The organism is Elusimicrobium sp., from assembly GCA_015062115.1.
Lineage (GTDB): Bacteria > Elusimicrobiota > Elusimicrobia > Elusimicrobiales > Elusimicrobiaceae > Avelusimicrobium.
In genome coordinates this window covers 117,866-132,420 of the sequence record SUVG01000002.1, presented here as the reverse complement: position 1 = coordinate 132,420, position 14,555 = coordinate 117,866, and the positions used below count along the sequence as shown (strand labels likewise).

General features: G+C 48.7%; 10 protein-coding genes. All 10 read left to right on the top strand.

All coding sequences use genetic code 11. The annotated features are described in order from the left end of the window. Nucleotides 1-5 precede the first annotated feature (5 nt). From deoC to lptC, 10 genes are read left to right on the top strand one after another with little or no spacing between them, the layout of a single operon-like run. Nucleotides 6-650: a deoxyribose-phosphate aldolase gene (gene deoC, locus E7027_01875; GenBank protein ID MBE6420881.1), complete on the top strand. Its 645-nt coding sequence runs from the start codon at nucleotides 6-8 to the stop codon at nucleotides 648-650. Continuing rightward, nucleotides 647-3,934, top strand: coding sequence for an AAA family ATPase (locus E7027_01870; protein ID MBE6420880.1), 3,288 nt, complete (start codon nucleotides 647-649; stop codon nucleotides 3,932-3,934). The genes deoC and E7027_01870 overlap by 4 nt, the downstream gene beginning before the upstream one ends. A gap of 3 nt (nucleotides 3,935-3,937) precedes the next feature. Further along, nucleotides 3,938-4,384, top strand: coding sequence for a hypothetical protein (locus E7027_01865; protein ID MBE6420879.1), 447 nt, complete (start codon nucleotides 3,938-3,940; stop codon nucleotides 4,382-4,384). Then, the gene (locus tag E7027_01860; GenBank protein MBE6420878.1) at nucleotides 4,384-5,490 is read left to right on the top strand and encodes a hypothetical protein; all 1,107 of its coding nucleotides are present in this window, start codon (nucleotides 4,384-4,386) and stop codon (nucleotides 5,488-5,490) included. Before E7027_01865 ends, E7027_01860 begins: the two co-directional genes overlap by 1 nt. A 2-nt stretch (nucleotides 5,491-5,492) precedes the next feature. Beyond that, complete coding sequence (locus tag E7027_01855; protein MBE6420877.1) at nucleotides 5,493-7,031, top strand: ATP-binding protein; 1,539 nt, start codon at nucleotides 5,493-5,495, stop codon at nucleotides 7,029-7,031. After that, complete coding sequence (dprA, locus tag E7027_01850; protein MBE6420876.1) at nucleotides 7,028-8,164, top strand: DNA-protecting protein DprA; 1,137 nt, start codon at nucleotides 7,028-7,030, stop codon at nucleotides 8,162-8,164. The genes E7027_01855 and dprA overlap by 4 nt, the downstream gene beginning before the upstream one ends. A gap of 19 nt (nucleotides 8,165-8,183) precedes the next feature. Next, nucleotides 8,184-10,466: a type I DNA topoisomerase gene (gene topA / locus E7027_01845; GenBank protein MBE6420875.1), complete on the top strand. Its 2,283-nt coding sequence runs from the start codon at nucleotides 8,184-8,186 to the stop codon at nucleotides 10,464-10,466. Between the two features lie 15 nt (nucleotides 10,467-10,481). Continuing rightward, nucleotides 10,482-11,366: a tyrosine recombinase XerC gene (locus tag E7027_01840; GenBank protein MBE6420874.1), complete on the top strand. Its 885-nt coding sequence runs from the start codon at nucleotides 10,482-10,484 to the stop codon at nucleotides 11,364-11,366. A 3-nt stretch (nucleotides 11,367-11,369) separates the two neighbouring features. Further along, complete coding sequence (locus tag E7027_01835) at nucleotides 11,370-12,356, top strand: ROK family protein (GenBank protein ID MBE6420873.1); 987 nt, start codon at nucleotides 11,370-11,372, stop codon at nucleotides 12,354-12,356. After that, nucleotides 12,347-14,545: an LPS export ABC transporter periplasmic protein LptC gene (gene lptC / locus E7027_01830; protein ID MBE6420872.1), complete on the top strand. Its 2,199-nt coding sequence runs from the start codon at nucleotides 12,347-12,349 to the stop codon at nucleotides 14,543-14,545. The genes E7027_01835 and lptC overlap by 10 nt, the downstream gene beginning before the upstream one ends. The last annotated feature ends 10 nt before the right edge of the window (nucleotides 14,546-14,555 follow it).

Below are 14,555 nucleotides of genomic sequence, written 5' to 3'. Positions count from 1 at the left end.
TTCGTATGAACTTAGCCAAACTGATCGACCATACTATCTTAAAACCCGTTGCTTCCAAAGAAGATGTTGCCAAAATCTGCCAAGAAGCCCGCGAATACGGCTTTTGCAGTGTGTGCGTAAACCCGTATTGGGTATCTTACGCCAAGGAACTCTTGCAAGGAACAGATGTAAAAGTATGTACGGTCATCGGTTTTCCGTTGGGGGCCAATACCTCCGCGGTAAAAGCATACGAAACCCAAGACGCTTTGAAAAACGGCGCCGAAGAGATTGACATGGTCATCAACCTCGGCGCCTTAAAAAGCAAAGATTACGACACCGTTTTGAACGACATTAAAGCCGTGCGTGCCGCGTGCGAAGGGTTCATCTTAAAAGTGATTATCGAAACTTCCCAACTGACGGAAGAAGAAAAAGTAAAAGCCTGCGAACTTTCCGCAGAGGCCAAGGCGGACTTTGTAAAAACCTCCACCGGCTTTACCGGCGGCGGAGCGACCGCACCCGATGTGGCTTTAATGAAAAAATCTATTCCGGCCGAAATGCAGGTAAAAGCCTCCGGCGGAGTGCGTTCGCGGGAAGATTTTGATGCCATGGTAGCCGCAGGGGCTACCCGTATCGGCGCCAGCAGCGGCGTAAAAATTGTAGAGGGAAAATGATTAACAACTGGGATATTATCTCCCGCCTGGACCAGCAAGCGGGTTCTCTTTGTTACACGCTCGTTACGGACGGGACGGAGCATGATGCCCGTTTAATTGCCAAAAAATTACAAGGCTATGTGCACCCCCCCACTCCGGCGGTAGCGCCTTATGTGTATGCGTTTGAACTGCCTGCAGACCTGGACGAAGACACCCTGGAAAAAATTCGCACCGCTGTACGCGAAGGGGTGGAACAAACCAACAAAGTAAACCAATTCGTACCGGGCGGAATTTTGGGTGACCCTCTTTTTAATAACGAAGTAACCAAAGAAGATAAAAATTTCCCTACTTTTATGACTTTAGACCCCTCCGAAAGTTTTTTCCGCACCCCGCAGGATGCGCCGCAACCGCCGGCTCCCGTGGAAGATTTGCAATCTCAACAGGTTTCTGCGCCGGAAGGCTCCGCCGAAATGGGATTAGAACACCAAACCGTGCAAACCCCTTCCTTAAACACCAAGGAAAATTCCAACGAAATTACCATCAACGATAAGGATATGCTTATCAAGGATATGGAAGGCACCTTACTCGGACAAATGCCTTTAGATGATATTTTCGGTGCGGAAACAAAATACGATATGTTTTTAGATTTGGAAAATCAAAAACTCGTTAAAAATTCCCAAATTCAACGCGAACAAAAAATCGATGTCCTCGCCGACGGGAAACCCCATTTAGAAGATTCTTTTAATGTCTTTGAACAGAAAATCAAAGATCAAACTTGTATTATCGATTTAGACGACTTAAAAGACGTAACGGATCGCTTGGCTCAAAAAGATTTAGGCTTTGTGGAACATGCCCAGCAGCCGACGCCTCAAGCGCCTGCCGCCCCGTCCGCTTCCGCAACCAAAGAACCCGCCGCTCCCAAAGCGCCGGAAGTTCCCGCAGAAAAGCCCGCCCCTAAACCGGATCCGAACAAGGGCAAAGATGCGGGCGAATCGATTGAACTGCGCGTTCAGGCTCGCCCCGTGGAACAAACGGAAAAAGAAGATCAAAAAGAAGAAAATTTAGCCAATACCATGACTGCAACCCAAGGAACTTTTACTTTAAGTTCCAAAGTGGAAGAAATCCCCGATGTGGCGGAAGCCACTTTGCGGTGGAAAATTCCGGTACCGTTGCCGACCTCTCCCCAAGAACAGGAGATTATCCAAGCGGCACAAAAAACTGTTTTCTCGCAAGAAAATTGCAAAATTGTATCCGCCAGGGAGTTGCCCAACGAAGAAGAAATTTTGAATACCGTACCGCCCGTTAAAGACGGTATGGACGAAGAATCTTTGGATAAAACTTTTAATTTGGAAACGACTCTCAATACCGGTATGCAAATGCAGTATGCCCGTTCTTACGCAATGCCTGAGGAAGAACCGGAAGCAGAACAGAGCGAGCCTTTGGCCGTGCAGGCCCAAGAACCCCCTGTGTCTCAACCGACGGAAACGGCTACGGCGCATACGGAAGGCCAACTCATCAGCGATTGCCCGGAAGAAGTATTGTTGAACACCGTTCAAGGGCAAAAAACAGATTCGCTGGATAAAACTTTCAATTTAGAAACCACTCTTAATACGGAACTGATGAAGGCACAGGTTGAAAGGCCTACCGCGGAGCCTGCCGCCCCGCCTCAAACCGCGTCCTCCACTCCGCCGCCTGCGGCCGCCGATACAAAAGCCGCACCCCCAAAACGAAAACAAAAAATTTTACGCTTGGTGGGAAGAAAAAAAGAGCAGCAACCGCAAAACAATTCAACAGTTATACAGAGGGAAAAAGATATGGAAGAAAACAACGAATTAAAAACTACTTTTAGAATCAGACGCAAGACGGAAACGCCTGCCACGCCGCAACCGCCGGCCCCTGCTGCACCCGTTCCGCCGACTCCTGCTATGCCTGCCGGCCCGGTCGCGCCCGGTACACCCGCTCCCGCGCCTGCTCCGGTGCTCCCTCCTACCCCGGCTCAACCGGCCCCTGCTACGCCACAACCGGAACCCGCGGCGGCTAACACTACGATTGAAAAAACCAAAACCATCGACCACTCCATCGAAATCCCTCTTTCCGAACTTAAAAAACATAACTGGCCGCTTGAAGTGCCGCTCGTGCCCACTTACACCTTGGAAAATATGGTAATGTCGGTAAACCGTTTTGCGCATGCTACGGCCATTTCGGTCATTGAAACCCCCGGCAAAATGTACAATCCGCTCGTGCTTCACGGTTCCACCGGCACAGGGAAAACGCACTTCCTAAATGCCATGGCCTATGCCTTCTCCAAAAAATACGGACAAGAAAACATCTTCATGACTAACGGTGTCCGTCTTTCCCGCGGGATTCAGCGTTATGTAATGGAAGGCAACATCGAAAAATTCGAAAAATTCATGGATACGGTAAAAGTATTGTTAATCGACGATATCCACTTGATTGCCATTAACGAACAAAACCGCGCCCACATTTCCGCTTTGCTCAACAAATTCCGCCAGGAACAAAAGCAAATTGTTATCACTTCCAAATATCCGCCGGAAAGTTTGGCCAAGTTGGAAGAACTCCTCCGCTTTAAGTTAGATTCGGGTTGGATTAGCGAATTAAAACCGGCTAAAGGCGCGGCACACTTAAAAATCGTCAAAAAAATGCTGTTGGATAACGGGGTAGATTTGAACGATGCCCAAATTACCGCTTTCTTTAGCGGCCCGCACATGACGCTCGGCACGGTTACCCGCAGCATCCGCCGCTTGAAAGTATTGGAAAATTTAATCTTCGCCAATATGAACGAAAATGACCGTTCTCAAGCCAACATTTTTGAAAAACTCTTGGCCACCACCGGTGAAGATGCCACCAGCGAAGTGTTGAACCAATCGCCCGAAACCATTACCACCTTAGCCACTACCGGAAACGGAGAGTGGGGAAGAATCGGTTTCTTCTATCCGCAAAACAGTTCTCACATGATGAACTGGATGGTATATGCTTTGGAACAACGCGCCAAAGAATTGGGTGTTCCCGGCGGGTTTGAAATTGCGGTTCGTTCTTCTTACGCAACGGAAAATGTTATCTCTTCCGCTTTCAAAATCGCTAACTTGTGCGATAATAAAAAATTGAAAGGTGCTGTTATTTTAGGGCCCCAAAAATCTGCTTGCGATCCGTCCGTGCGTGAAAACTTCTACGATATTTTAACGCACATGTTGGAAATCATGCTGATTCGTTGCGGTATTATCAATTACGAAAACGTAAAAGCCCCCAGCACCTATGTAAAAGTGATTTCGGAACTCTTGAGGTAGTATATGAGAAAACTGCTTGCTTTGTGTGCTTGTGTGTGTTGCCTGTGCGCGTGCGCGGGCGGGCTTAAAACCGCGGTAAAAGACGGGGCAATTGCGCCTTCTTTTAATGATACTTTACTGACGGGAGATTACCTGTGGGTGCGCGGTTTTGGAGCCGCCAACCCGGCCCACACCAGCGACTCGCAACGCCGCATCATGAGCCGCGAAGCCGCCATCGCTCATGCGTATCAACGCGCCACGGAAGTGCTTTACGGTTCGCATTTGGAAGCCCATGTGCAAGTGGTAGATGCACTTTCCACCGGTAGCACGATAGAGTCTTCCTCCGAAGGAATCGTGCAACAAATGGAGTTGATTTCCACCGAATACTTACAAGACGGCGGTTGTGCGGTAGTGATGCGCTTGTCTCGCGAACGCCTAAAAGCCGCCGGAATTGACCCGGAGGGTAAATAATGAAGAAACTGGTTTTATCTCTTTTAGCGGCCTCTTTGGCTTTGTCTGCCTGCAGTTCCTTACGCATCGGCCCGAAAGGCGAAGGGGAGTATGTAACGGCCGAATCGTTAGTCCCCTACGATGAAAACAACCTAAAGCAAATGAAGAAAGACGGTATTTTAGCCGCCCAAAAAGCCGCCGTAGAAAAAGTGGCAGGCATCTTTATTTCCTCCGCCACCACCGTGGATCAAGCCCAACTGGTGGAAGATAAAATCGTCTCCAAAACTGCCGGTTTTATTCGTCGCACGGCTGTTAAGAAGTCGTACCGCAAAGGAGATGAATTTTACACCCAAATCAAAGCCATGGTGCTTGTAAAAGATATTGGGGATATTATCAAGCAATCCGAATCGGATGCGTTTGCCAAAAAAACGAACATTTTGGTTACCTCCCGCGAAACGGTCGGCGAAGATTTATCTTTGCGCCAAGAATGCAAACAAGCCATTTACCGTGCGTTAAAAGACCAATCTTTTGCTCTCGTAAACGGGGATAACCTGAGTCAAAACAACATCGAAAACCCCAACCCGGTGGTGGATAAAGCCCGCCAAGAAGGGGCCCGTTTTGTCATCATGGCCGATGTTGTTTCCAATCCGTTGGCCGCCTTGCCGGGAACAACTTCTCCCTTTAAGTCCTACCGGGCCCGCGCCAATATCCGCACCTATGCCACCCATAACTACGCGTTAGTGGCCGAGGGAGCCCAACAATTAAGCGGTTTGGATCCGCTGGAAGATATCGCCGCTCAAAAATCTATCTCCGCCGCGTGTGAAGCCGCCGCCAAACAATTGGTGGAACCCATTAACGCGGCCATCAACTCCGCCCAAGTTTTCCAACTGACGGTAAAAGATGTTAACACCATTGAGCGCCTGAAACAAATTCAAGACATTTTCAAAGACTTACGAGAAATTGAAGATTTCAACTTAGTGCGCTATGCCAACTCCAGCGCCCAGTTTGAAATTTCGGCAAACATTTCCACACCCGAAGAATTAGCCGCTAAAATTATCCGCAAGTACAATGTTAATTTTACGGTAGTAAACATTACACCCAGCACCATTGTATTGAGTTTTAACTAACTATGTTAGCCAATGTTTTTACCGGGGGCATCAAAGGAATCGACGGATTTACCGTATCCGTAGAGGTAGATATTGCCCCCGGTTTTCCTACCCTGGCCGTGGTGGGTCTGCCCGATGCCGAAGTGCGCGAAAGCAAAGAACGCGTGGTGGCGGCCGTTCGTAACAGCGGGTTCGACTTCCCTTCCAAACGCATCACCGTCAATTTAAGCCCGGCAGAACTGCGCAAAAGCGGAACACAATTCGATTTACCGATTGCCCTTGGCATCTTAGCCGCCAGCGAACAACTTTCCCCTCAAGCCACCGCCAAATTAAAAGACTTACTCGTTTTGGGAGAACTGGCATTGGACGGTTCGCTCCGTCCGTGTGCCGGGGTCCTGCCGATGCTGATTTCCTGTAAAGGCCTGCAAAAAACCGCGGTTATCCCCCCTCAAAATGTATTGGAAGGGCAAGTATCGGGCGCGCCGTTTATCACACCGCATACCTTAAAAGAGTTAGCCGACTATTTGGAAGAAAAAACAGATGCATCAGCCCTTAAAATCAACTACCTTCCCCAAGCGGAAGAAGACCTCTTGCCGGAAGTAGATTTCAGCGAAGTAAAAGGGCAGGCCCTGGCCAAAAGAGCCTTGGAAATTGCCGCCGCAGGCGGGCACAATGTGCTGATGATTGGCCTTCCCGGCACGGGAAAAAGTATGTTGGCCAAACGCTTCCCCGGTATTTTGCCGCCGCTCACGCAGGAAGAATCGTTGGAAATTACCAAAATTTATTCCATTTGTAATTTGATGGGAAAAAGCAAACTCTTAACCCGCCGTCCGTTTCGAGATCCGCACCACACCATTTCCGATGTTGCCCTTATCGGCGGAGGTTCCTCTCCGCGCCCGGGCGAAGTTTCCCTGGCGCACAACGGCGTACTCTTTTTGGACGAATTTGCCGAATTTTCGCGTTCTTCCTTAGAAGTCCTGCGCGAACCGTTGGAAAACGGCCGTGTGACCATTTCCCGCGCGAAAGAAACGGTGTCCTATCCGGCCCGCTTTACTTTAGTAGCCGCCATGAACCCATGCCCCTGCGGTAATTTGGGAAATCCGTTAAAACCCTGCACTTGCTCCCCCATGCAGGTAAACCGCTACAAATCTCGTATTTCGGGGCCGTTGCTTGACCGTATTGACTTAACCGTCAACTTAAATCCCGTCAAATATACGGACTGGAACCAAAAAAGCGAAGGGGAGTCTTCCGGTCAAATTCGCGAACGGGTCATCAAAGCGCGTGAAATCCAACGCAAACGCTTTGCGGGCACTCCCACCACGGCTAATGCCTTTATGACACCCAAACAAATTAAAGATTTTTGCACACTGCCTCCGGGAGCCGATACCATTTTGGAAACGGCTATGCGCAAATTCGGTTTAAGTGCACGCAGTTTGGACAAAATCTTAAAAACGGCCCGAACGATTGCCGATTTGGAAGGGAAAGAGTCCATAGAAACCAAACACTTGGTAGAAGTAATGCAATACCGTCCGTTGGATCGCAAAGGAGTGGCTGACCTGTGAACGAAAACATCTCCGCCGCCGAACGGTTGGCCCGTATTCAATTAAACGCTTTTCTTTACTTTCGGGCAGATTGGTTAGAAAGACTGATACAAATTTTCGGCTCCGCACAAGAAATCTTACGCCAAGATGCCCCCACTTTAGCCCGCGAAGCCAACCTAAACCCCGATACCGCTGCCCATCTTTTGCGAGATGCTTTTGCCGTTAACCCGCAAGAAGAATGGGATAAAACAGCCGCTTTGGGCGGGCACATTTATGTGCCGGAAGACGAAGAATACCCCCAATCTTTACGAAACATTAAAGAGGCCCCTATTGCCCTTTATGTGCTTGGAAAATTACCCGCGGACAAACAAGCCTGTGTGGCCATGGTGGGTACACGCAAAATTACCCCCTACGGCCGCCGTGTTGCCCACAAATTGGCGGGGGACTTAACCGCCTGCGGAGTAACGGTTGTCAGCGGTTTGGCCCGCGGAATAGATAGCGAGTGCCATGCGGCGGCAGTTCGCCTGAAAAAACCTACCGTAGCCGTTATCGGCACCGGGGTGGGGCGTTGTTATCCCCCGGAAAACAGAGCCCTGGCGCGCGCTATTTTGGAATACGGCGGAGCCATTGTTTCCGAACTTCCCTTTAATAAGCCGCCCAATGCTTTTCACTTTCCGCGCCGCAACCGCATTATTGCCGGTTTATCGCAACCCGTTGTGGTGGCGGAAGGAGAAATTAAGTCCGGCGCGCTCATCACCGCTAAACTGGCCTTGGAGATGGGAAAAGATGTATTAGCCGTTCCAGGCCCGATAGACAGTCCGCAATCCGCAGGCCCCAATTCTCTCATAAAGGACGGGGCGGGGGTTGTAACTTCCGTCGCAGATATACTAGACTATATACCACAGCAACTTCGTTTCGGGTTGGACGCTCGCTACTTTGAAACGCCGTCCGTTACCCCCAACAAAGAACAGGATAATTTATCTCCCCGGGAACGCGAAGCCTTGGCCGCGGTGGGAGACGGGCAAGCCAGCCTGGACCAAGTGGCCGAAGCCATCGGGGCCGATGTGCCCGAGGCGGCTGGAATTTTATTTGAGTTAGAGGTAAAAGGTTTTTTAGCCTGCGAAAACGGCCTCTACAGTAAGAGCAAATTTTAATTTGATAAGGAAGTGAACTATGGCAACTACCAATGTAAAAGGCAAAAAATTGGTGATTGTGGAGTCTCCCACCAAACAAAAAACGATTAGTAAAATTTTAGGAAACGATTTTATTGTACGCAGTTCTTTTGGCCATGTGCGCGACTTGCCCTCCAAAGATATCGGAGTGGATATCGACCACGGCTTTGCCCCCACTTATGTGCCGGTAGACCGCGCCAAACGCTTAATTGCCGAATTATCCGCCGTAGCCAAAAATGCCAGCGAAATTTATCTCGCTACCGACCCTGACCGTGAAGGAGAAGCCATCGCGTGGCATTTGGTGGAACTCTTAAAACTCCCCAAAGAACGCTACCAACGCATTTTCTTTCACGAAATTACCCCCACCGCTATTCAGGAATCTTTTGCCCATGCGCGCAAAATTGACGACAACCTTGTGAACGCCCAACAAGCCCGCCGTATTTTGGATCGCATTGTGGGTTACAAACTTTCCCCGCTTTTGTGGCGCAAAATTACTTCCGGTCTTTCTGCCGGGCGTGTGCAATCGGTAGCCGTCCGCCTGTTGGCCGAACGCGCCAAAGAAATCGCCGAATTCAAAGAACAAGAATACTGGACTATCGGCGCCCAATTCGAAAAACCGCAAACCGCCCCCAAATTTTGGGCGCGCGTAACCAAATGGCAAGGGAAAAATGTGGAACAATCTACCACCTATCATTTGTTTGCGGAAGATTACAAAGTTAAAAATACCGTTTTTGATAAACCGGAAAAGTTGGCCCCCCTTTCCGACATTTTGCGCAAAGGCCCTAACACCGTTACCAAAGTAGAGAAAAAAGAAGTTAAACAAAAACCCAAACCGCCCTTTATTACCAGTTCCATGCAACAGGACGCCTACAACAAATTGGGTTTTGCCTCTCAAAAAACCATGATGACGGCCCAACACCTCTACGAAGGTATCGAAATTTCCGGGCAAACCGTCGGTTTGATTACCTACATGCGTACGGACTCGTTCAATGTGTCCAAACTCTTGCAAGATCAAACCAAAAAATTTATCGGCGAAAAATACGGCGCGCAATTTGTGCCCGCCAAACAACCTGTTTACAAAAGCAAGGTAAAAGGTGCGCAGGAAGCTCACGAGGCTATCCACCCCACCGATGTGCGCCGCACCCCGCAACTGATGAAACCTTACTTGACCGCCGACCAATACAAACTTTATGAACTGATTTGGTTGCGTTTCGTAGCCAGCCAAATGGCCGAAGCGATTTTCAATACCGTGTCCATCGATATTGCCGCCGGAGAAAAACAAGAATGTATCCTGCGTGCTACGGGCCGCACGGTCAAATTCCCGGGTTACTTGTCCATTTATAAAGACCAAGACGACGAAGAAGACAATAATAAAGAGGACGGAAGTGCGTTATTGCCCGCTTTGGAAGAAGGGGATACTTTAACCCTGTTAGAATTACAAACAAAACCCCACAAAACCACGCCGCCTCCGTGCTACAACGAAGCCAGTTTGATTAAAACGCTCGAAAAACACGGCATAGGCCGTCCGTCCACTTACGCCCCTACTATCAAAACGATTTTAGACCGCAAGTATATCGCCCGCCAACCCAAAAGCAGCAAACTCGTGGCGACGGACTTGGGCATCACCGTAACGGAAAGTTTGAAAGACTTTTTCAAAGAAATTATGGATCTTTCCTACACGGCCGGAGTAGAAGAACAATTGGATAAAGTGGCAGAAGGGGCCGAACAATGGGTAGGGCTTTTATCCGGGTTCTACAACAATTTCAAAAAAGAACTTGAACTTGCCGATAAAGGCATGCAACGCCCCGGCGCACAAAAAACGGACGAAAAATGTCCTGTCTGCGGACAAATGATGCTCAAAAAGCGCAGCCGCTTCGGGGAATACCTGGTTTGCAGTGACGAAAACTGCAAAGGTAAAGTAAACCTCAGCAGTTCCGGGGAAAAAGTACAGCCCCAGGAAACCGGGGAAAAATGCGAAAAATGCGGCGCGCCCATGGTAATTCGCATGGGACGACGCGGAAAATTTTTAGCCTGCTCGGCTTATCCGAAATGCAAAAACACCTATTCGCTCGATGCGGAAGGGAACAAAGTGGCTTCTGCAGGGCCGATTGTAACGGACCGCATGTGCGAAAAATGCGGGAAACCCATGGTACTTCGCAACTCCAAACGCGGGGAATTTTTGGGTTGTTCCGGTTACCCGAAATGTAAAACCATCGTAACCGTAACCCCGCAGGAAATCGAGCAGTTCAAAGCCGCACACGAGGCCAAACAAGCGGAAAAATAACCGCGGGGAGCCTGTATGCAAAAATGGGTGGAAGATTTCCTCGTACATTTAGAGAATAAAAATTTTTCTGCCCATACCATACGGGGCTACCGCGCAGACTTAAACGATTTTTTGCTCTTTTGTAAACAACGCGGTTGGAACGATTTGGGGGCTCTTACCCCGGCACGGATTCGCCAATTTTTGGCCTCCGTACAAACAGGGAAAGACCCCGCACGCAATACGGTACTTCGCAAAATAGCGGCCCTGCGCAGTTTGGCTGCCTATTTGATGACGCAAGGCAAATTAGCGGTCAACCCGTTCAAACTGCTCCCGGCTCCCAAACGGCAAAAAATTTTGCCCAAGTTTTTAACCGAACCGGAAACCGAGCGTTTGCTGGATACGGCAGCGCAAAGTAAAAAATTTGCTCCGCGCGACAAAGCCCTCTTTGAACTGATGTACTCCAGCGGGTTGCGCCGAAGTGAAGTAACCGGGCTTAAAATAAAAGATGTAAACTATTTTAACGGGGTTGTGAAGGTATTGGGAAAAGGCAACAAAGAACGGCTGGTGCCCGTAACGGATGCGGCGTTGCAAGCCATTAAAGATTATTTAGCCTCCAGGCCGAACCCGCAACCGGAAGATGCACTTTTTTTGAACAACAAAGGCAAACCCCTTACCGGAGACGGACTTGCCTATATTTTTAAGAACACGGCCATTTCGGCCCATTTGGCGCGCAAAGTTACGCCGCACAGTTTGCGCCACTCGTTTGCTACCCACTTATTAAACAACGGGTGCGATTTGAGAAGTTTGCAGGAAATGTTGGGCCACAGCAGTTTGGCGGCTACGCAGGTTTATACACATGTGTCGCTTGAAAAACTAAAAAATGTGTATAGGCAGGCTCATCCTAAAAGCAAGGAGATTTAATTTATGATTGGTATTGGTGTAGATATCGGCGGGACTTTTGTAAAACTGTTTGTCATGAACGAACACGGAGAAATTTTCCGCAAAGAAAAAATTGAAACCGACTATTCCAAAGGGGCCAAAGGTTTTATTGCCCAAATCGGAGATTTTATCAATGCCATCAAAGAAGAATTTGCTGACCAACGCGTAGCAGTAGCCGTCGGTGCGCCCGGAGATGTTGACCACCAAAAAGGCATCTTGCGCTACAACCCCAACTTAAAGTTCAAAGATGTGGAAGATTGGCCGATTGCCCAAATGCTCTATAAGTACACCGGTATCTTGCCGTATGTAGCCAACGATGCTTCACTCGCGGCGTGGGGTGTGTACGAAGCAGACCTCAAACGCCAAGGCACCAATGTACTTGTTGTAACCTTAGGCACCGGCGTAGGCGGCGGCATGATTATCAACCAAGAACTTTACCAAGGCTCCAACGGTACAGCCGGAGAAATCGGTCACACCAAAATTGCCGATTTAACCAACGGCCCGCTTTGCGGGTGCGGTGCACGCGGCTGTTTGGAAGCCTTCGTGGGCACGATCGGCATCAAACGCCGCGTATTAAATGCTATTTTAGACTATCCCGAATCCGAACTGGCAAAACTCGTAAACGAAAACAAAGATTTCAAAATTGAACTCGTCTCCCGCGCGGCCGAAAAAGGTTGCAAAGCGGCTTTGAAAGTATGGGAAGACACGGGATATTATTTAGGAATAGGAATTGCCAACTTTACTTTGGTTTTGGATATAGACACCGTCGTTTTGGCGGGGGGCGTGTCCGGCGCGGCTAAATTCTTTATGCCGTCCTTAAAGCGCGTATTGGAAAACCAACAAATCAAAACGCCTTTCAAACGGCTTAATTTGCAGGTCTCCCAAAACCCCAATATCGGGGGCGTGGGTGCCGCCATGTACGCCATTTTCCAAGCCCAAAAAGAAAGTATTCATAACGCCAAATGCGATTAAAACTTGTTGCTTTATTTTGTGGACTTTTTTGTGTATCCGCCTCTTTGTATGGGGCGGATAATGTGTTGCCGTCCCCCGGGGAAGAAGGGTTTGTTTATTTTACGGCGGATAATGCTACCGTAGAACCTAACAATAAAAAAATCAACCTTACCGGCAATGTAACCCTTATACAAAAAACCCCCGACGGAAAAAAACGCACCGTTACCGGGGAAAACATCACTTTTGACCAAACCAACACCACTGTTTCTTCCGTGGGCCCGGTAACCGTAGATGACGGACAAGGCGGGGTGCTACGCGGGGAAAACATATTCGGCAACTATACTACTAAAGATTTTTCCGCCGATAACATTACCACCGAATATCCCCCCTTGCGTATTTTGGGGGCCGAAGAAATTTCTTCCAAAAACGGGAAAAAGGTATTAAAAGGAGCCGAAGTAACCTGCTGCGACAAACCCGACCCGCACTATTCTCTATCTGTCGGGCGGTTGTCGGTTTCTCCCCAACAAAAAGTGTTCGGCACCAATGCGGTGCTTAGATTGGACGGCTTCCCCATTATGTATTTGCCCGTTTTTTGGCGCTCGCTTGATTCCCAAAAACCATGGACGACTTATGTAGATTTTACCCAAAGCAACAAAACGGGTTTTGGGCTTTTAACCTCCACCGTTTTCGGGCCTGTACTCGGCTTGCGGCCGCGCTTAAATTTAGATTATTACACCAAGTCCGGCGTGGGTATGGGTTTTGGTTTAACGGCTGTTGATTCCCCCACACTGCGCGGGACGGGTGAATTTTATTACATTAACGACCATGCCGATAATGACCAATTAGATTTGGCCAGCAGTAACCGCTGGGGCCTCCAAGGCGGATATTGGTGGGAAATGTACGACTCGTCCGATCATTTTAACAACGATACGGGTGCCCTCTATCAATTCCAAACGAAGTTCCGCATGGTATCCGACCCGTATTTTAACGATACTTTCTTCCGCAGTAACCCGTATGTATTTATGCCCGACCAAGAAACCGATGTGGCCGTTTCGCGCCAAACCCGCAAATCTACCTTGCGTGTAAGTTATCAGCAGAAAGATATTTTTGCATGGGATAAGAAAAAATTCATGGCGGAAAAACGCACCCTGCCGGAAATTAAATATGCCTTGTTGCCGTTTAATGACCCCATTTTCAAGTTGGCACACCGTTTCGAAGCGGACTTCCACAATACGTCCTCCCTGCAATACAAAGACGGTATGCCCAATGAAGAAGGCCCTTATCAACGCCAAATGCATGCCCGTTGGACAACGGAAAAATCTTTCCGCTTAAATAAAGCCTTTACTTATCTGCCCAGCGTATTTTACGACCAACAAGTTACCTTGTCCGACAAGAACTATAAAAACGGAAAAGATGCTTGGGTGGGGCGCATCGGCACAGACCAAAACCTTCAAACCCACTCTTTCTTGGGGACTACGGACTTTGGCTATCAATTCGTAAAACGCCTTTCTACCGGCACTTTATCTTCCGATCAAATTTCTCCGGATAAAGGAATCGAAGCCAACCGTTTGTATATCAAAAATTATTATCGTCCTACTTTCAATTCGTATGTACGCTTTGAATCGGGCTTTAATTTGTCCAATTACACTTATGATTTACACACGGGGGAAGGGTACGAACTCGGTTGGGATCATTTAAGAAAGCGCATTGAACCCATTTTACTCGAGTGGGGTTATACCGACCCGAACGGAAAGTACCATTTCTTTATTCAAGACCAGTACGATTTGGAAGATAAAAACATCAACTTTATCGCACAGTCTAATTTCTTTTTCAAAAATCATCAAATCGGGTTGGGGCTCAATAACTTTGCAGACCGCACAGACCCCGCCTCCGAATACGAAACCAATGCCGACCGCTTCACCCTCACTACCACTTGGGGTATCCGCCCGACCAGCCAAAAATGGTTCTTGGATTTTGGGATAGATGCCACCTTATTTAGAGGAACTTTTGAAGGGTTTAATAAGTTGGCACGCGCCTCGTACGATTTCCACGATGCCCGCATGGAACTGACCGTGCGCGACCGCAACGAAAACCTTTCTTTTGCGTTTCGCATCAACATTTTATGCGGCGCGGGCAACCGTGCCAAAGCCAAAACGCCCGAGGATACCTACTACTATCCCTGGCGCGGGCCGTATGATTTAAGAGATTAACAAAAAGAGG

Bases quoted from the DNA above. Each gene is read 5' to 3' on its own strand.
- deoC (MBE6420881.1), top strand. From the start codon at position 6: ATGAACTTAGCCAAACTGATCGACCATACTATCTTAAAACCCGTTGCT.
- E7027_01870 (MBE6420880.1), top strand. From the start codon at position 647: ATGATTAACAACTGGGATATTATCTCCCGCCTGGACCAGCAAGCGGGT.
- E7027_01865 (MBE6420879.1), top strand. From the start codon at position 3,938: ATGAGAAAACTGCTTGCTTTGTGTGCTTGTGTGTGTTGCCTGTGCGCG.
- E7027_01860 (MBE6420878.1), top strand. From the start codon at position 4,384: ATGAAGAAACTGGTTTTATCTCTTTTAGCGGCCTCTTTGGCTTTGTCT.
- E7027_01855 (MBE6420877.1), top strand. From the start codon at position 5,493: ATGTTAGCCAATGTTTTTACCGGGGGCATCAAAGGAATCGACGGATTT.
- topA (MBE6420875.1), top strand. From the start codon at position 8,184: ATGGCAACTACCAATGTAAAAGGCAAAAAATTGGTGATTGTGGAGTCT.
- E7027_01840 (MBE6420874.1), top strand. From the start codon at position 10,482: ATGCAAAAATGGGTGGAAGATTTCCTCGTACATTTAGAGAATAAAAAT.
- E7027_01835 (MBE6420873.1), top strand. From the start codon at position 11,370: ATGATTGGTATTGGTGTAGATATCGGCGGGACTTTTGTAAAACTGTTT.
- lptC (MBE6420872.1), top strand. From the start codon at position 12,347: ATGCGATTAAAACTTGTTGCTTTATTTTGTGGACTTTTTTGTGTATCC.